General features: G+C 46.1%; 16 protein-coding genes and 2 pseudogenes. 12 read left to right on the plus strand and 6 right to left on the minus strand.

Going from position 1 to position 18,011, the window contains the following annotated elements; all coding sequences use genetic code 11:
* Positions 1-70 precede the first annotated feature (70 nt).
* From DMB88_RS12675 to DMB88_RS12690, 4 genes are all read left to right on the plus strand, one after another.
* Positions 71-847, plus strand: a complete 777-nt coding sequence (locus DMB88_RS12675; protein WP_164848688.1) for an S-layer homology domain-containing protein — start codon at positions 71-73, stop codon at positions 845-847.
* Positions 848-1,046: 199 nt separating this feature from the next.
* Entirely contained in the window at positions 1,047-2,087 is a 1,041-nt protein-coding gene (locus DMB88_RS12680) for an SPFH domain-containing protein (protein ID WP_128101647.1), read from the plus strand.
* Positions 2,084-3,103 (plus strand): diacylglycerol kinase catalytic domain-containing protein, encoded by a 1,020-nt coding sequence (locus DMB88_RS12685; RefSeq protein WP_128101648.1) that lies wholly within the window; start codon positions 2,084-2,086, stop codon positions 3,101-3,103. The genes DMB88_RS12680 and DMB88_RS12685 overlap by 4 nt, the downstream gene beginning before the upstream one ends.
* Before the next feature lie 150 nt (positions 3,104-3,253).
* Entirely contained in the window at positions 3,254-3,595 is a 342-nt protein-coding gene (locus DMB88_RS12690; RefSeq protein WP_128101649.1) for a cupin domain-containing protein, read from the plus strand.
* A 162-nt stretch (positions 3,596-3,757) separates the two neighbouring features.
* On the opposite strand, the gene DMB88_RS12695 is transcribed toward DMB88_RS12690, so the two are convergent.
* From DMB88_RS12695 to DMB88_RS12715, 5 genes are read right to left on the minus strand one after another with little or no spacing between them, the layout of a single operon-like run.
* Entirely contained in the window at positions 3,758-4,057 is a 300-nt protein-coding gene (locus DMB88_RS12695) for a metal-sulfur cluster assembly factor (protein WP_128101650.1), read from the minus strand.
* A 25-nt stretch (positions 4,058-4,082) separates the two neighbouring features.
* Positions 4,083-5,315, minus strand: a complete 1,233-nt coding sequence (locus DMB88_RS12700; protein ID WP_128101651.1) for a hypothetical protein — start codon at positions 5,313-5,315, stop codon at positions 4,083-4,085.
* 13 nt (positions 5,316-5,328) lie between these two features.
* Positions 5,329-5,934 carry a DUF2249 domain-containing protein gene (locus DMB88_RS12705; RefSeq protein ID WP_128101652.1) on the minus strand — a complete coding sequence of 202 codons (606 nt, stop codon included), beginning with the start codon at positions 5,932-5,934 and terminating at the stop codon, positions 5,329-5,331.
* A complete protein-coding gene (locus DMB88_RS12710) occupies positions 5,921-6,295 on the minus strand; it encodes a hypothetical protein (protein ID WP_174715286.1) in 375 nt (124 codons plus the stop codon). Before DMB88_RS12710 ends, DMB88_RS12705 begins: the two co-directional genes overlap by 14 nt.
* A 17-nt stretch (positions 6,296-6,312) precedes the next feature.
* Positions 6,313-6,546, minus strand: a complete 234-nt coding sequence (locus DMB88_RS12715; protein ID WP_128101653.1) for a DUF2249 domain-containing protein — start codon at positions 6,544-6,546, stop codon at positions 6,313-6,315.
* A 424-nt stretch (positions 6,547-6,970) separates the two neighbouring features.
* Here DMB88_RS12715 and DMB88_RS31070 point away from each other — a divergent pair.
* From DMB88_RS31070 to DMB88_RS12745, 7 genes and pseudogenes are all read left to right on the plus strand, one after another.
* Positions 6,971-7,338 (plus strand): annotated as a pseudogene (locus DMB88_RS31070) (radical SAM protein); the annotation flags it as partial.
* A gap of 99 nt (positions 7,339-7,437) precedes the next feature.
* Positions 7,438-7,863: a GTP 3',8-cyclase MoaA family protein gene (locus tag DMB88_RS31075; RefSeq protein WP_254438639.1), complete on the plus strand. Its 426-nt coding sequence runs from the start codon at positions 7,438-7,440 to the stop codon at positions 7,861-7,863.
* An 87-nt stretch (positions 7,864-7,950) separates the two neighbouring features.
* Complete coding sequence (locus tag DMB88_RS12725) at positions 7,951-11,667, plus strand: nitrate reductase subunit alpha (protein WP_302476289.1); 3,717 nt, start codon at positions 7,951-7,953, stop codon at positions 11,665-11,667.
* On the plus strand, positions 11,657-13,129 hold the full coding sequence (gene narH, locus DMB88_RS12730) for a nitrate reductase subunit beta (RefSeq protein WP_128101654.1): 1,473 nt from the start codon (positions 11,657-11,659) through the stop codon (positions 13,127-13,129). The genes DMB88_RS12725 and narH overlap by 11 nt, the downstream gene beginning before the upstream one ends.
* A 17-nt stretch (positions 13,130-13,146) precedes the next feature.
* On the plus strand, positions 13,147-13,803 hold the full coding sequence (gene narJ, locus DMB88_RS12735) for a nitrate reductase molybdenum cofactor assembly chaperone (protein WP_128101655.1): 657 nt from the start codon (positions 13,147-13,149) through the stop codon (positions 13,801-13,803).
* Positions 13,804-13,817: 14 nt separating this feature from the next.
* Complete coding sequence (gene narI, locus DMB88_RS12740; protein WP_128104426.1) at positions 13,818-14,525, plus strand: respiratory nitrate reductase subunit gamma; 708 nt, start codon at positions 13,818-13,820, stop codon at positions 14,523-14,525.
* Positions 14,526-16,036: pseudogene (locus DMB88_RS12745) on the plus strand (MFS transporter).
* A gap of 321 nt (positions 16,037-16,357) precedes the next feature.
* Here the strand turns inward: DMB88_RS12745 and DMB88_RS12750 are convergent.
* Positions 16,358-17,059, minus strand: a complete 702-nt coding sequence (locus tag DMB88_RS12750) for a Crp/Fnr family transcriptional regulator (RefSeq protein ID WP_128101656.1) — start codon at positions 17,057-17,059, stop codon at positions 16,358-16,360.
* 63 nt (positions 17,060-17,122) lie between these two features.
* Between DMB88_RS12750 and DMB88_RS12755 the strand changes: the two genes are divergently transcribed.
* A complete protein-coding gene (locus DMB88_RS12755; protein WP_368028337.1) occupies positions 17,123-17,863 on the plus strand; it encodes a YwiC-like family protein in 741 nt (246 codons plus the stop codon).
* Positions 17,864-18,011 lie beyond the last annotated feature (148 nt).

An 18,011-nucleotide genomic window follows, 5' to 3' on the forward strand; every position in this document is an offset into this window, starting at 1 on the left:
GGAATCACAAAAAGCAGCCATTGGTAACCGATCCATCCTTAATGTTAATGTATTAATGAATGGGGAACCAATGGTCTGGACAGATAGAGCGATTGAAGTCGTCATGTCCAATGAAGGCGAGCTTCAAGGAAGCGATGCCGTTCGAATTGTACAATCGATATCGGAGAATGGTGAGATGAAGCCAGTAACGTACTCTGTAGCGAATGACAACAACGAAACCATCGCGTTCAAGCCTACACAATCCGGAAGCTTTGTCATTACTGAAGTTCAAGTTCCGTTAAATGACATGCAAAATCACAATTGGGCGAAATCAGAGGTACAGAATCTCTATGGTAAAGGGATTATTAAAGGCATGAATGCCACAAACTTCGTTCCAGATGGTAACCTCACGCGTGCACAATTTTTGCAAATGATCATTAAAGGAATTGGAGATTCAAGTCTGCCAGATGCAGATGTGCTAACTCCAACAGATGTGCAGGAAGGTCAATGGTATGCTGATGCGGTGCGAATCGGTTTGCAGATGAATATTATCCAAGGCCGAGCAGATGGAACCTTTGGAGCGAATGAGCCTGTTTCCAGAGAAGATATGGCCGTTATGCTGAATCGTGCGTTGCAATCTTTGAAGCAAGAAACAAATACAGCAGCTCCAGTGGCGCAAAAAGAGAATACATTCGAAGATCATACAGCCATTGCTGGGTATGCAAGAGAAGCCGTGGTGTCAATGCAGCAACTTGGACTATTAAATGGCATGGCAGATGGTACGTTTGCGCCTAAACAAACGGCTAATCGTGCTCAAGGAGCTGTTGCGGTCGCGAGATTGATGGAACAGCTGTATGCTAAACACTAATTTATACGCAGGAGAGATCGGGTCATAAGACTCGATCTTTTTTTTGTTCAGAAAATTGATCTTTATCTCTTTCATGATGTTGTACCTTCATACCTCGAAATAAACTAAAACTCATTAATGTCATATTGACAGTAACGATTTTGTTTGTTATCATTTCGATAATATCATAATGACTATATTGAGAAATGAGGAATGAATCATGTTCGGATTTCGATTTGTAAAATTTCAGCCCAGTGAATACGTCATGAAAGTGAAGAACGGTCAGGTGCAGCGTCAAGGCGTAGGTTTATCTTTCACATATTATGAACCGACCACTTCGGTTGTCGTTTTACCTGTATCGTCTGTAGAAGTGCCTTTCATGTTCGAAGAAATAACTGCAGATTATCAGACCGTAACGGTTCAGGGACAACTTAGCTACCGCATTGTGGACTACATGAAAATTACACAAAGCTTGAATTATACGTATAATTTACGTAAAAATCGGTACATTTCAGATGATCCCGGTAAGCTTGATCAACGTGTAATCACGATTGCCAAAGTCTTGACCAAGAAGCATCTGGAACAAATGCCATTGAAGGAAGCAATTCAATCCAGTGAACGGCTGGTAACGAGTATGAAACGTGAGGTTGCCCAGAGCCAAGAACTGGAGAAGCTGGGCGTAGAGCTAATGAGTTTATCGATTCTGGCGATTTTGCCTAACAAAGAAACGATGCGTGCGCTGGAAGCGCAGGCTCGGGAAGAAATTTTGCGTCAGGCTGATGAAGCATTGTATGTGCGCCGTAATGCGTCCATCGAGCAGGAGCGCAAGGTGAAGGAAAACGAACTGAATACGGAAATCGCAGTTGAATCCAAAAAGCGACAAATTCGAGAAACGCAATTGCAGGCAGAACGTTCCATCAAACAAAAGCAAAATGAGATGGAGCAGGAGCAGCTCCAATTCAATACAGCGATGGAAGAACGAAAACAACAGCTGATTGAGCTGACGATTGCCAATCGGAATGCAGAAGCAGATGCAAAAGCTTATGAAATGGCAGCTGTAATGAAATCACTGCAGGATGTCGAACCGACCGTTCTGCAGTCGATGGCAAATATGGGGATGAATTCGGATAAACTCATTGCACTCGCATTCCAGGAACTGGCGGAGAATGCAGGTAAGATCGGACAATTGAATATTTCACCTGATCTGCTGCAAGGTTTGATGTCCACCTCGAACAGAGAGCAAGGGGGAAGAGGGAGATGAGACGCTTAGGAACCGAAAAGTCAGCATCAATAACAGTGACGGAAGAGCATCGATTAACGGAACATAAACTTATTTTGATCAAACGAAGAACACGACTAGAGGAATTAATCGTTCGTTATAATACGGTGCAGCAGGCACAATTCTATATTGAACGTCTAGGAGCAGATTTTAATGATTATATTGCGGAGGATGCTCGTTATCGGGAATCCGTGTCACAAGCGCAACAAATTCTTGGTTCGCTCGGAAGAGTTCAAACGATAGATCGGGAGCATGTGCCTAATTTTATATTTGGTAAACAGGATATTATCGTCGTTGTTGGTCAGGATGGTCTTGTTGCAAATACACTCAAATATTTATCAGAACAGCCGCTGATTGGGGTTAATCCTGATCCCATGCGCTGGGATGGGGTGCTGCTTCCTTTTACAGTGGAGGATTTGCGTTTTATTATTCCTGACGTGATTCGTAGACGTCGTTCACTGAAAGAAGTTACAATAGCCAAAGTTGAGCTGAATGATGGTCAGTATCTCTATGGCGTTAACGATCTGTTTATTGGTCGGAAGACACATGTCTCTGCTCGTTATGAAGTGCAATTTGGTTCAATCGTAGAAAGGCAATCCTCCAGTGGTGTTATCGTATCTACAGGAATGGGCGCCACGGGTTGGTTCAAAAGTGTGCTGGCAGGTGCAACCGGCATTGTGAACTCGAAAGCTTGGCAGCGTATGAATACCAACGATGATATGACGACTACACATTGGGAGCAAAAAGGGATGAAGCATTTTGGTTGGGACGCACCCTACCTTTACTTCACAGTGCGCGAACCATTTCCTAGCCGTACAACGGCTGCCAATGTCGTATTTGGGCAGATCCATGCGAACCAACCTTTACGAATGGTTTCCCAGATGCCAGAAGACGGAGTTATATTCAGCGATGGCGTTGAACAGGATTTTCTTGAATTTAATTCAGGTGTAGAGGCAACCATTAATCTTGCGGACAAACGAGGTCAGCTCGTCGTATAATGTCTCAGTTCTATCTATTACGCTAAGTCAAACTAAATATTGGGATAATCTTTCATATAGCCTGGAATTTCTTGATTTAGATCAAGGAGTTTCGGGCTATGTCACGTTATGATGGATCTAATCACAGATTACAGAGGAGGATGAATGAATATGAGTATCACATCATTGCAAGACGTAAAAGAATTTAGTACAGATCGCTTTACTAAACGGGTATTATTCCGACACGACGGCGGGGTTACGTTTGTACTTCATTTCTTGCCAGGTCAACAGCTTCCGGTACACAAACACCCAGGAACAGATGTTATCTTGCTGGTGGTTGAAGGCACAGGAACGATGATTCTGGATGGCGTTGAACAGGAGGTCAAACAAGAGGATGTACTCTGCTGTGGAGGGGATACAGAATTTTCCTTCCATAATACAGGTAACAGTGAAACTCGTTTATTTGTTACACTGAATAAAGTACCTAACGAATCCTACGCGCAAAATATATAGTGAGAACACGGCAACACTCTATAATGAGGTGTAATTACACCTGTATATCGTAGCAAGTAACTATAAACTTGATAACGATTAAACAACAAAAAGCGTACTTATGTCTCTGGCAGGAACAGAGCTTAAGTACGTTTCTTTGTGATATGAACACTTCATTCAATGTCAGAAATATCCTAACATTTCTTTTGCTTCATTAGACATGAGCTGTGGTGACCATTGAGGTTCCCATACAACTTGTACATCGATATCGGCCTTGCCTGAATTTTCTTGTAACACCCACTTCACGGCGCCTACAATCGTATCATGCAGTGGGCAGCCAGGTGTGGTCAAAGTCATTCGTACGTACACACGTTCAGGCTCTTCGCGTACTTCATATACAAGCCCGAGATCTACAATGTTGACGCCTAACTCAGGGTCGTATACTTCCTTCAGACATTCTAACAAATGGGTTGTTTGTTCCATGGTTATCGCTCTCCAATCCTCCAAATTAACGTTTAAAAACCAAAGCAATATTTGCGATATAAGCAATGGAAATCAGGGAAAGTATGGTTCCTCCGACCATCATTACTTCTGCCAGATTTATTAAAATTCCACTCACCAACAATAGACTGCCGCCCACCATGGCGATGATTCCCCATTGTACGTAGCGTTCACTCAGCATGCCAGCCATAAGGGGTACTCCAGGTCTGCCAGCTTGCTTTCCATACTTATGTGTCCACCATAGAAACGGTACGATTTTGGAAGCATATCCTAATATCGTGAGTGAAACCCAGCCTCCGAGATATACCCATCCAGATAGAAGCACTACCCGTGGATGGAGCAACAGATCGGTTCCTTGTGCGGAATAGATTAGCAATGCCACAACATATACGGCAAAAGCACGACTTACATACACTGACCAGCGTATACCTGGTCCTGGATTTTTTTTATGCCGTTTCTCCTGAATCTGTTCTAAGTGATATACATAACAGATCATTGCTGCACTTAGAAGCAAGAGTGCGAACCAGAGTAACCCGTCTTGGATACCTGTTAAGAATGCGATGACACCTGTGATTACCGCTGCGTTCCACAAATACAAGACGATCTTTTGCAGCCGTATGGAGTAATCATGGGACAGGTAGAACATAGGTAACATCTTATAGCTGAATCCAGTGATTAACATGCCGAACCAGCCGAGGGTTCCCATCCAAATATGTGCTCCGAACAAGCGCTCATGGAGACCGTTCCATTGCCCAAAAGCAAAATTCAGTCCCATCAGCATACCGGAAAGTCCGGTCAGAACAAGATACAGACAAGAACAGGCGGCACTAATCGTTACCGGATTCCACTGAGAAGCACGGAAGAGTGTTACCGCCATATTCCATCCGAACAATAAAATACCAATTAAGGCTAGCGTAGCTGAACCGGCAATCCAATGAACATCTCCACGGATGAAACCATATAACATACCAGTAAGCCCGATGGTGAAGAAGAAGTAATGACAGTAGCCCAGCAGCAGACTGTAGATATTAGATTGCAGAATTACGTGGATCAATTGATATATCGCACCCATAGCAAGCATGGTTGCCCACCCCAGAACAAAGAGGTGAGCGTGAAACCAGCCTTCAGGGCCTCTTAATTCATCACCAAGCCAGCCTGTTAGCGAGAGCAGGGAGAAGGCGTGATACATAACAAATCCGAAGATGCCCGTGATGATAAAAAGAAACGGCAACCTGGACATGGCTTTCGCCTCCTTACCCTTTTTCAATTCTGACTTTCGCCGTACCGTCCGCTTGATCCTCAACCGTATATGGACAACCCAAATTGTTTAACTCTTCTATTAAGAACACGGGAACGCGATCGTTGTGAATGAGAACAACATCTCCAGGGTTGCAACGCTCGAGTGCAGCAAGCGTGCGCATCATCGGTTGTGGCGGTTCTAATCCGCGATTATCAAGCATTATGGTTGCAGATTTTGGCTGTTCTTCACCTTTCATTGCAACGGTAACTCCTTCAGGTCGCCCTAGACATGCTTCTTCATCTGATGCTGGCGACACATCAAGAGTAGACTCAACATTTTCAAGCTGCTGCGCAGATAATACATTTGCGCCTTTTTTGTTTTTCTTGTGAATGAAAGTGGTGACCCAGTGATCCGAGCTCATTCGTTCAGAAGAGTTGGAGTACCCTTTCAATTTGAGAATGCCAAGTAGCGGCGTTGGCTTAAATGGGGCATGAAGTACAAATACATCTTCAGGATGCAGACCTTTTACCGTATCCATAATGAGTTGAAATGGCTCCAGCTTCTTACTTAAATGAGGCCGTACATCCAATTCAATAATATTGACATCAGCTCGAGACATGTGCGTTCACATCCGATCCTGTACCCGCTACATTCGCCTGTTCGAGCAAGTGTTGTGATGACTCATATAGAGCAGCCATTCCGCCATACAGCGCATAAAAGAATGACTCCGGTGCATCCAGAGAGAAGGACAGGTATGCCTTAGGATCCATATCGAGCAATCGCTCAAAAAGTCTCGCACTGTCATAGGCGTAAAAACAAAAGTGTGTATATTCGAATACCGGCATTTTTTCATAAATCGTAATGATCTCGTGTGCATATTCCGCTTGATTCTGTTGCGCCATCTGAATCATGGTCATCGCATCTTCCAGCCGAAGCGTGATGCGAAGTGTGGTGTCATTTATGATATCAACTTGCGGCATGGCTGCTCATCTCCAATCTATCGTTTGCTGATTTTGACCTGGAAGGTTGTAGGTCCTTGTTCAATGTACTCCCAATCGAAGCCTTCAGGATGTGTAGATTGGAACTGGAATCGCAAAGGTTTCGGATCGTGATCATTAATAAGGAGCATTGATTCTTCCGGCTGCAATTGATCAAATGTTTCGAAAATGATTTTATGTTTCAGATGAGGTGGATACTCAGTGGCATTAATAGTAGCTGCATATGTGTTCATGATTCATTCCTCCAAGTGGGTTAGTGTGGTGCTGCAATTTGATTATAGAAAACGATAAGAAGGGGCTGTGTGAGCAGGCTCACATTTCCTATTGTCATAATCTTGCCTTATTTAAACGAGAATCCTGTTTGGAAAGGGATTGCGACGATTTTATAAATGTGCAAGTGTGCGCTATGTTTCACTTCTTGTGATATTTTGCACAGTTAGGCGAGCTAGACATCCTTATATTTAGCACCAAGATGACAATTGATGAGAGGAAGCATGTTTCCTCCTTCAGCCGAATATAGACAGCACCCTAGAGAAGGGAGGTACGTGTATGGAATCAAAATTAATGGATCCGTTCGGAAGAGTTCATGACTACTTGCGGATTTCGGTTACAGATCGTTGCAATCTGCGCTGTTTATATTGCATGCCAGAAGAAGGAATGCAGTTTGAACCGACAGAACGAATCCTGTCTTATGAAGAAATCACGTCGATCGTCAAGGCGCTTGCTCCACTGGGTATTCGGAAATTGCGTTTGACTGGGGAGAACCTCTGGTTCGCAAGGGGCTGGATCAATTGATTGCAATGTTATCCGCTATTCCAGGGATTGAGGATATTGCATTGACAACCAATGGCATCTATTTGGCAGCTTATGCGGATCGACTAAAGTCAGCGGGGTTAACTCGGGTCAACATTAGCTTGGATTCACTCAAGCCGGAGCGATTTGCAAGCATTACACGAGGCGGTAAGGTACATCGTGTGCTGGAGGGCATCAAAGCCAGTCAAAAGGCTGGATTTCAGCCCATCAAGCTAAATGTTGTTCTGATGAAAGGTGTAAATGACGATGAGGTGGAGGATTTTCTGCGCATGACACTGGAGGATCCAATTGATATTCGATTTATCGAGTACATGCCCATCGGTGATAGTGGGAGCAGCTGGAAGTCGAGTTATTTGCCGCTTGAACATGTGCTGAAGACTTGTGGAGCTAAATGGAACTACGAAAGCTGCGGTGATGTGTACGGCAATGGTCCAGCAGACAGTTACCGAATTGCTGGAGCCGCTGGAACGTTTGGTCTGATTCATCCCGTCAGCAGTCATTTCTGTGGTAGCTGCAACAGGCTCCGGTTAACAGCCGACGGCAACATTAAACCGTGTCTGTACTGGTCGGATGAGTACAATGTTCGCCCACTTGTTGGCAACGACAAGGCGGTGCAGGATCTGTTTTACAAGGCGCTCGGCTCCAAACCCGAAACTCATGACATGGTAAAAGCCTTAAAAGGGCAACAGATTGACGGAACACCTACGCTGCGGCATATGTCGCAGATCGGAGGATAGCAAGAGCAGCTTCGAATTCAGTTTAATCTCGATCTTAATTTCAGGTGCGGTATCGCATCAACAGGTCACATTTGTGGGAGGACAACAATGAGCAGCAAAAGCATGCCCTGGATGGGCAAACTGAAGTATTTTGCCAAACGTGAAAAAAACGCGGAAGGCTGGAGTGAGATGTCCCCGGTAAACCGGGACTGGGAGGACGTGTATCGTCGCCGCTGGCAGCATGATAAAGTGGTGCGTTCCACACATGGTGTTAACTGCACGGGTTCATGCAGCTGGCAGATTTATGTGAAAGACGGCATCGTGACGTGGGAAACGCAGGCGACGGATTATCCCTCTACCGGGCCGGATATGCCTGATTTTGAACCACGTGGATGCCCGCGTGGAGCAAGCTTCTCATGGTATTTATATAGCCCTTTGCGTGTGAGGTACCCTTACGTGCGTGGTGCCCTGCTGGAAATGTGGCGTGACGCTCTAAAAACTTATGGTGATCCCGTACAGGCATGGTCAAGTATTGCGAATGATCCGGTCAAAGTAAAAAGGTACAAATCGGTACGCGGTAAAGGCGGACTAGTTCGTGCATCATGGGGCGAAGTGACACAGATTATCTCTGCTTCCATGATTCATACGATCAAAGATTACGGTCCTGACCGTATCATTGGGTTCTCACCGATTCCAGCGATGTCCATGGTCAGTTATGCTGCTGGTTCGCGTTTCTTGTCTCTGGTTGGTTCACCATTGCTTAGTTTCTATGACTGGTACGCGGATCTGCCGCCGGCATCCCCGCAAATCTGGGGAGATCAGACAGACGTGCCGGAGAGCAGTGACTGGTACAACTCTGGATACATTTTGGTGTGGGGTTCCAACCTGCCAATGACACGTACACCGGATGCTCACTTCCTCGCTGAAGCGCGTTATAAGGGGACAAAAGTGGTATCCATCAGTCCGGATTATGCGGAATATGTGAAGTTTGCAGATACATGGATGTCCGTAAAACAAGGAACAGATGGTGCTCTTGCCATGGCTATGGGACACATCATTCTGAAAGAATTTTATCTGGATCATCCTACAGATTACTTCATGTCCTATGCGAAACAGTATACTGACTTCCCGAATCTGTTGATTGTCGAAGAGAAGGATGGCGTAAACATAGCAGGCCGATTCTTGCTCGGGGAAGACCTAGGTATCCAAGGCAACAACATGGCATGGAAAACCCTTGTATATGATGAGAACTCCGGCACTTATGCTATTCCAAAAGGGAGTATGGGCTTCCGTTGGGGTGAAGAAGGTACGTGGAATCTCAAAATGGAACAGGTGGATACTGGCGAGCCGATCGATCCACGACTATCCATGCTTGGCGTGCATCATGATCTCGTAACCGTGCATCTGCCATACTTCGATGATGAAGGAAGTCATGTCATGGAGCGTCAAATCCCAGTGCGCCGCATCTGGGTTGAAGATCGCTGGATTACCGTTACGTCGGTATACGATCTCGTGCTGGCGAAGTATGGTGTTGATCGTGAAATGACACGTTCTGCAGACTCTACTGAGATCGTAGCAGGAGTCGTCGTGGAAGCTGAAGAGGATAAACCATTTACACCAGCTTGGCAGGAGAAAATTACTCGAGTTGACCGGGATACCGTCGTTCAGATCGCACGTGAGTTTGCACAAAATGCAGTTGATACGCAAGGTCGCTCCATGATTATTATGGGTGCCGGGATCAACCACTGGTACAACTCCGATGTCATCTATCGTGCCATTATCAACCTGCTTCTGATGACAGGCTGTCAGGGGGTTAACGGTGGTGGCTGGGCTCACTATGTAGGTCAGGAGAAGCTGCGTCCGGCGGAAGGTTGGCAGACGATTGCTTTTGCACGTGACTGGAGTGGACCTGCTCGTTTACAGAACGGAACATCGTTCTTCTATTTTGCAACTGATCAATGGAGATACGAGGAAACCCAAGTCGGAGAGCTTACTTCGGCACTTGAAGGTGATCCGCGCTTCCAGCACGTTGCTGACTATAATGTCATGGCTGCTCGCATGGGCTGGCTCCCATCTTATCCACAATTCAACCGTAACTCGATTGATTTGCATCAGGATGCACTGGATGCGGGGGCAACAACGAAGGAAGAAATCGGCGCATATGTGGCTTCCGAACTTCAAAATAAAAATCTGAAATTCTCGATTGAGCAGCCGGATGATCCAGCGAACTTCCCACGTGTGTTGTTTGTCTGGAGAGCAAACCTAATCTCAAGCTCAGGCAAAGGACATGAATACTTCCTCAAGCATTTGCTTGGTGCAACAAACGGATTGCTCAATGATGATGATCATGGACTACGTCCGGAGCATGTGGAGTGGGTGGATGAAGCTCCGGAAGGCAAGCTTGATCTTATGGTCAATATGGATTTCCGCATGGCAGGTACAGCGATGTATTCCGATATCGTATTACCAGCAGCAACATGGTATGAAAAAAGCGATTTGAGCAGTACGGATATGCACCCATTCGTGCATCCGTTCAACCCGGCGGTAGCTACGCAGTGGGAATCCCGTTCCGACTGGGATACGTTCAAGGAGATTGCACGTGTGTTCTCCGAAATGGCTTCACAGCAGTTCGATGGTCCACAGAAGGAGATTCTGGCTACACCGCTGCTGCATGATTCACCAGATGAACTCGCTCAGCCGTATGGTGAGATTAAAGACTGGAGTGCAGGAGAATGTGAAGCCATTCCAGGCAAAACGATGCCGCATATTCAGGTGGTTGAACGTGACTATGCTGCGGTCTATAACAAAATGATCAGTCTCGGGCCGAACGTGAAGGATAAACCGATTGGTACGAAGGGTATGTCCTGGTCAGCGAGCGAAGAATACGAGAAGTTGAAGGGTGTTTTGGGTGTGAACCGCAAAGATGGCGTTGGACAAGGATGTCCAGATCTGAGTTCAGATCGTAACGTTGCTGAAGCCATTCTGACGCTGTCCACCACAACGAACGGTAAGATGGCTGTACGTGCGTGGGAGTCTCTGGAGAAGAAAACAGCACTGCATCTGAAGGATTTGGCAGAAGAGCGGTCAGAAGAATGCTTCACCTTTGACGAGATTACTTCGAAACCCAAAACGGTCATCACATCACCTGCATTTAGCGGATCGGAAAAAGGCGGACGGCGGTATTCACCGTTCACGACCAACGTAGAACGACTGATTCCGTGGCGCACATTGACGGGCAGACAACAATTCTATATCGACCATGCGATGCTGCGTGAATTCGGTGAGACGCTGGCTACCTTCAAACCGATTTTAAAACACACACCATTCCATCCAAACAGTAAACGTCCGATTGAAGGCGGCAAGGAAATCGTGCTGAACTACATGACACCGCATAACAAATGGTCCATCCACAGTATGTACTATGATGCGCAGCCGATGTTGACCTTGTTCCGGGGTGGTCCAACGATCTGGATGAACCATGAGGATGCTGAGGAAGCGGGTCTGGTGGATAACGACTGGATCGAATGTTTCAACCGCAACGGGGTCGTTGTGGCAAGAGCGGTAGTCACACACCGTATTCCTCGCGGAGTAGCCTTTATGTATCACGCCCAGGATCGACACATTAACGTTCCGGGGACGAAAATTTCACAGACACGCGGTGGTACGCATAACAGTCCAACTCGTATTCATGTGAAGCCAACACATATGATCGGCGGTTATGCTCAGTTAAGTTATGGTTTCAACTATTATGGTCCGACAGGCAACCAGCGTGACCTGAACGTCATCATTAGAAAACTGCAGGAGGTGGATTGGCTTGAAGATTAAAGCACAAGTCAGTATGGTCATGAACCTGGACAAATGTATCGGCTGCCATACATGCAGCGTAACATGCAAAAACACCTGGACGAATCGTCCAGGTGCAGAGTACATGTATTTTAACAATGTCGAAACAAAACCAGGTGTCGGTTATCCAAAACAATGGGAGGATCAGGAGCGTTATCGCGGTGGCTGGGAGATGAAAAATGGCAAGCTGGAGCTGAAATCCGGTACACGTGCAAGACGTTTGCTTAACATTTTCCACAACCCAGATCAGCCAACGATCGACGACTACTATGAGCCTTGGACCTATGATTACGAAAAACTGACCAATAGTCCGGAGAAAAAACACCAGCCAGTCGCAAGACCAAAATCCCAAATTACCGGAGAGTACATGAACCTCGAATGGGGTCCAAACTGGGAAGACGATCTTGCTGGTGCCCATATTACGGGGATGGAAGATCCGAACATGAAGGGTGTCGAGGAATCGATCAAAATGGATTTTGAACAGGTATTTATGATGTACCTACCACGGATCTGTGAACATTGCCTCAATCCATCCTGCGTGTCCTCCTGTCCATCAGGCGCAATGTACAAACGTGAAGAGGACGGGATCGTACTTGTAGACCAAAATGCTTGTCGTGCATGGAGATTCTGTGTGTCGAGCTGCCCATACAAAAAAGTTTATTTCAACTGGCAGACAAACAAAGCTGAAAAATGTACACTTTGCTTCCCACGGATTGAAGCGGGTCTACCAACGATCTGTTCTGAAACTTGCGTTGGACGTATCCGTTATATCGGCCTGATGCTCTATGATGCTGACCGCATTGAAGCAGCAGCTTCGGTGGAGAATGAAAAGGATCTGTATGAGTCACAAATGGATGTTTTCCTTGATCCAAATGATCCTGAAGTGATCCGTGAAGCACGTGCAGCAGGCATTCCGGAGGATTGGATTATTGCAGCACAGCAGTCCCCAATCTACAAAATGGTTATCGACTGGAAGATTGCACTTCCACTTCACCCTGAATATCGCACAATGCCGATGGTATGGTACATTCCGCCGTTGAGCCCGATTACTAATCGGGTAGAAGGTCAAGGAAGCTCGCTCGAAGCGAACGATATCTTCCCGGCGATTGATAACATGCGTATTCCGGTTGAATACCTAGCGAATCTGCTCACGGCAGGAGATACAGGGCGTATTCGTGAAGTATTGCGCAAAATGGCTGTGATGCGGATTCACATGCGTAACCAACAGACTGGCAAAACAAGCGAGTCAGACTTACTGGATTTTGTCGGCATGAGTGCGCAGGAAGTTGAAGATATGTACCGTCTGCTCGCTATTGCAAAATACGATGACCGCTTTGTGATCCCGCCAGCTCACCGTGAAGAAGTCGCAGACCTCTTCAGTGAACAAGGTAGCTGCGGCCTTGACTTTGCAGGCGGCCCTGGTTCTTGCGGCGTATTCTCATAGGAGAGGAGACAACAACGATGACGATCGATATTAATCCAGAACCTATCGTAAAGCAGGTGTATGACACGGATACAAGACGAATGGTCTGTAAACTGATCTCTTATTTGCTGCAATATCCGGATACCGAGTGGAGAGAAGGATTACAAGGAGTACAAGAAGCCGTTCTTTCGATCTCTGAAGAAGAAGTGAAGCAGATCGTGTTAACCTTTATCAGAGATGCACAGGCTGTAGATGCCATTGGATGGCAGGATGCCTACGTACGTGCGTTTGACTTTGACAAAAAATCTAATCTCTATCTCACCTATGCGTTGCATGGTGATGAGCGGGATCGCGGGCCAGCACTGATTGATTTGAAGCGCAGATATGAAGCGGCTGGTTTCTATATGGAAGCCAGCGAGCTGCCGGATTATTTACCGATGGTGCTTGAATTCATTGCCGAGGCTCCGGAGAAAGATGCCATTGGAGTTCTGAGTACCTGCCATAAAGCACTGGTCACAATGACCGAAAGTATTGCAGGACAAAACAGTCCATACGGGTCGCTCCTCACGCTGATGTTACAGGTGATGCCCGAGTCGTCTGTTTCGGACGTACCTGAACCAAGCAAAGAAGAACAGAAACAACCGCTTGGCGGTCTGAACGAGATCGTTGAGCTGATGAGGAGGGGCAATCGGTGAGTACACTGGAGTTAATGTTATGGGGTGCTCTCCCGTATATGGTCATTGTGTTTTGTATCACGGCGACCATCTGGAGATATGTAACCAATCCGTTTAGCTGGACATCGAAATCAAGTGAGATGCTGGAGAAACGTATGCTGCGATGGGGAAGTTTACTCTTCCACATCGGTATTTTCGCCGTCATCTGCGGACATATTGCTGGACTGCTTGTGCCGATTGAATTCTATCATTGGATCGGTCTAAGTGACGAAGCGTATCATATGGGCGCTGTGTTTGGAGGATTACCGGCTGGTATTATTGCATTTGCCGGTTTGGTTATTTTGTTGGTGCGCCGGTACACGGCTCGCAGAGTGCGGGCAACAAGCAGCGTCGGGGATTGGGTGGCATTGGCTATGTTGATCATTGTCATTGTGACCGGGATTCTGGCAACATCGGCTAATGCGGTAAACCATAGTGGATTCGATTATCGTACAACGATTAATCCATGGATTCGTGGTCTGCTCGTATTCCAGCCTGACCCGACTCTGATGCAGACGGTACCAATGAATTTCAAAGTACACATCCTGCTCACATTTGTTCTGTACAGCGTATTTCCATTTACACGTCTGGTTCACATGCTCAGTATGCCTCTGGGATACCTGAAACGGAGTTATGTCCTGTATCGCAGAAGAGATGGAGCAGTGTATCCGAATCAGGAACAACAAAAGGAAAGGGCGATGTAAATGCAGCAAAAAGGTAAAATTCAACTGCCCTTGCAAACGGCAAGTCTTGTTCTTGGCTTTATGGTATGGGTGATTCTCTCGTCACTCATGCCTTTCATCAAAGAAGATATCGCACTTTCATCTTCACAGCTGGCTTGGGCGACTGCCATTCCGGTATTAATCGGTTCGATTGCTCGTATTCCGATTGGGTACTGGACGAACCGCTACGGGCACGTAACATTTTCATGATCAGCTTTGTGTTATTGCTTGCTCCGGTATGGTGGGTTAGTCGTGCAACATCATTCAGTGATCTCGTTATTGGCGGATTTTTCCTCGGAATCGGTGGCGCTGTATTCTCTGTCGGTGTAACATCACTGCCGAAGTATTATCCCAAAGAACGTCATGGTTTTGTAAACGGGATATATGGAATTGGTAACCTTGGAACGGCGTTATCTGCATTCGGAGCACCGTTGATTGCCGATCGTATGGGATGGTCTACAACGGTATTGCTATATAGTATTTTGTTACTCGGGATGGCTGCACTGAATTTTGTTCTCGGGGACAAGAAGGAAACACGTGTTAATGTTCCGCTGATGCAGCAGTTAAAGGCCGTATCGCGAAACAATAAACTGTGGCTGCTATGTTTGTTCTATTTTTTAACGTTTGGTTCATTCGTTGCATTTACAGTATATCTGCCCAACTTCTTGGTTACTAACTTCCAGATGGACAAAGTAGATGCAGGTATTCGTACCGCAGGCTTCATTCTGGTTGCAACGATTATGCGACCTGTGGGTGGCTGGCTTGGTGACAAGTTTAATCCGTTCAAAATATTAATGTTTGTGTTCGGCGGATTAACTATTGCTGCGATCGTATTATCGTTTGCACCTTCATTCTACATTTATACAGTTGGGTGTCTGACTGTCGCGCTCTGCGCGGGTACAGGTAACGGTACAATTTTCAAATTAGTGCCAATGTATTTCGTCAAACAAGCAGGTATCGCTAACGGGATGATCTCGGCTATGGGTGGTTTGGGCGGTTTCTTCCCTCCATTAATGCTGACGCTGCTGTACAGTATGACAGGTCATTACGCGATTGGATTCATGGCGTTATCCCAGATTGCACTGGTAAGTCTCGTGCTCGTCATCTGGATGTTCTATCAAGAGAAACTTCAATTGTCTTCTAGCATTCTGGAGAATACCATTGAAGCGATCCTGGTGACAGATACGAACAGTGTTATTCGTTCTGTGAACCCAGCCTTTACGGCGGTTACAGGTTACACAGCTGAAGAAGCGGTGGGACAGAAGCCAAGCATGCTGAAATCAGGCAAGCAGGATAAGAAGTTCTATGATCAGTTGTGGCAGGAACTGCGTGAAAAAGGATACTGGCAGGGCGAGATCTGGAACCGTAAGAAAAACGGTGAGGTTTATCAGGAATGGCTTAGTATTACAGCAATCCGTAATGAAGCTGGAGAAGTCAAATATTACGCGGGTATGTTCAGTGACATGAGTAAACCCGATCTAACGATTGCCTAAGCGATTCATGTAAACAGAACAGTTATTGAAAAAGTGATCCAACATACAGCAAGAGACCTTAACTTGATTTACAGTAGTTAAGGTCTCTTTTTGCACAAGCGATAGTTCAATACACAGAGGATGTGATTAACATTCCTGATGAATGTGGCTCAACGCTGAGCTGTCATTGTGAATAACAGAAAGAACAAGTTAGAAGCAGGGAGCAGGCTGTAAGAAACAAATTAGTAGCAAATAGCAAGCAGCAAGTAGTAAGAAACAAGAAGTAGCAAGCCACAAACAGCAAGAAGCAGCAAGATGCAGGAAGCAGTCTTGCTGTTATGCTCAAGCGTCTCGCTGTTCTTTTAAAGCTTGCAGATTGTGAATGATGATGCGGCTGCGATCAACTTCAAGAAACTCATCTTTTGCAAGCTGGTTTAGCAGTCGATTGGCTGTCTCTCTTGTCGTTCCGATGGAATTGGCGAACTCCTGGTGTGTCATGGGCAGATTGATGATGATCTTATCCCCTTGCTCCTGACCATGCTGCTCCGCAAGCATGAGAAGAAAGGAGAGCACACGATTACGTACGTCCTGACCGGAAAGCACTTGTAATTTGTCTTGTAATTCACGTATTTTGTCGCCTAGTACACGCATGATTTTGATGGCAATTGAAGGTGTACTTAGCATGAGCCGTTCAAAATGTCTGACGGGAATCGCGAGTAGACTTGTCGGCGTGATCGCAACAGCGGTAGCGGGATAGGGATGCGCGTTGAAGAATCCGGTATGTGGAAACATATCACCTGTTTTGAGGAAGGATACGATCTGTTCATGTCCGTTCTCATCTGTTTTGTAAGCTTTGACAATGCCGGTACGGATGAAGAATACAGCTTCTTTTTCACTGCCTTCACTAAAGATCACTGCCTTTTTGTTGATGCTCCGTGATATGGCGATATCTTCAACCTGTTTTAACTCTTCGGGGCTCAGATCCTGAAAAATAGGAAATTGCTGCAGAAATTCAGCTGCATTATCTTTGTTTACCCTGGTCATACAAGTTCATCCTCTCTGTGAAGCTTTTTGTAATGATAAACCTGATAGGAGGTTGTGATTGAATTGAAAAACAATGGAGGTACAAACGCAAATCCAATCGTTATTCCCCATGAACATGGTGGATGGGCGATGGTCAGCGTACCTTTTCTCGTTGGTGTGGCGGCAAGCAGTCCCCAGTGGCTTCATGTGCCGCTGTTCTTTGCCTGGCTTGGCTTGTATCTAACCGCCTATCCTTTGCTGCAATCGCTCAAACGAAACGCGAATCGGCAGCGCTTATATAAATGGGCCGGCATATACGGTACGATCGCCCTAGTATGTCTCATTCCGGCTGTGATTGGTCAATCATCGCTGTTATGGTTTGGCCCCATGTTGGTTGGGTTGCTCTTGGTTAACATCTGGCATGTGAGACATAAGGCCGAGAGGACACTGACCAATGATCTATGTGCAATGATGGTCTTCTCCCTTGGCGGAGCGGCAGCTTATCTGATTGGCAGCGGTGAATGGGACTATGGAATGGCCATCGTTGTGTTATTTTCCTTTTTACATTTTACAGGAAGTACGTTCTTTGTGAAATCCGTCTTTCGGGAACGTAGCAATCCGCGCTGGATCAGGTTGTCACGTCTTGTCCATGTTGTACTGCTCTTCATTCCGGCTGCAGTTGGGTATCCATGGATGGGGCTGGCCTATGTCTATTCCGCTGTGCGAGCATTTCGATATGCAGGTAAAACAATGCGTCCTATGAAGGTGGGAATTATCGAAATTATTGGAGCGGTACAGTTCCTGCTCTGGTTCATCCTGCTGTAAATCACATCATTTTATCATAACGTGATTTGTATCCACATCAGGTGATATACGTCACACCGTCAATGGATTGACATTTATAAATGAAGTCCACACGTTCTGTTGATTGTTTTTGAACTGGCAGCCAGGGTTAATGGGAGATAAAACAATC

Source organism: Paenibacillus sp. DCT19 (assembly GCF_003268635.1).
Classification (GTDB): Bacteria; Bacillota; Bacilli; order Paenibacillales; family Paenibacillaceae; genus Paenibacillus.

Excerpts from the sequence above, each read along its gene's own strand:
- DMB88_RS12675 (WP_164848688.1), top strand. The coding sequence starts at position 71 with ATGGTCTGGACAGATAGAGCGATTGAAGTCGTCATGTCCAATGAAGGC.
- DMB88_RS12680 (WP_128101647.1), top strand. The coding sequence starts at position 1,047 with ATGTTCGGATTTCGATTTGTAAAATTTCAGCCCAGTGAATACGTCATG.
- DMB88_RS12685 (WP_128101648.1), top strand. The coding sequence starts at position 2,084 with ATGAGACGCTTAGGAACCGAAAAGTCAGCATCAATAACAGTGACGGAA.
- DMB88_RS12690 (WP_128101649.1), top strand. The coding sequence starts at position 3,254 with ATGAGTATCACATCATTGCAAGACGTAAAAGAATTTAGTACAGATCGC.
- DMB88_RS12695 (WP_128101650.1), bottom strand. The coding sequence starts at position 4,057 with ATGGAACAAACAACCCATTTGTTAGAATGTCTGAAGGAAGTATACGAC.
- DMB88_RS12700 (WP_128101651.1), bottom strand. The coding sequence starts at position 5,315 with ATGTCCAGGTTGCCGTTTCTTTTTATCATCACGGGCATCTTCGGATTT.
- DMB88_RS12705 (WP_128101652.1), bottom strand. The coding sequence starts at position 5,934 with ATGTCTCGAGCTGATGTCAATATTATTGAATTGGATGTACGGCCTCAT.
- DMB88_RS12710 (WP_174715286.1), bottom strand. The coding sequence starts at position 6,295 with ATGCCGCAAGTTGATATCATAAATGACACCACACTTCGCATCACGCTT.
- DMB88_RS12715 (WP_128101653.1), bottom strand. The coding sequence starts at position 6,546 with ATGAACACATATGCAGCTACTATTAATGCCACTGAGTATCCACCTCAT.
- DMB88_RS31075 (WP_254438639.1), top strand. The coding sequence starts at position 7,438 with ATGCCCATCGGTGATAGTGGGAGCAGCTGGAAGTCGAGTTATTTGCCG.
- DMB88_RS12725 (WP_302476289.1), top strand. The coding sequence starts at position 7,951 with ATGAGCAGCAAAAGCATGCCCTGGATGGGCAAACTGAAGTATTTTGCC.
- narJ (WP_128101655.1), top strand. The coding sequence starts at position 13,147 with ATGACGATCGATATTAATCCAGAACCTATCGTAAAGCAGGTGTATGAC.
- narI (WP_128104426.1), top strand. The coding sequence starts at position 13,818 with ATGTTATGGGGTGCTCTCCCGTATATGGTCATTGTGTTTTGTATCACG.
- DMB88_RS12750 (WP_128101656.1), bottom strand. The coding sequence starts at position 17,059 with ATGACCAGGGTAAACAAAGATAATGCAGCTGAATTTCTGCAGCAATTT.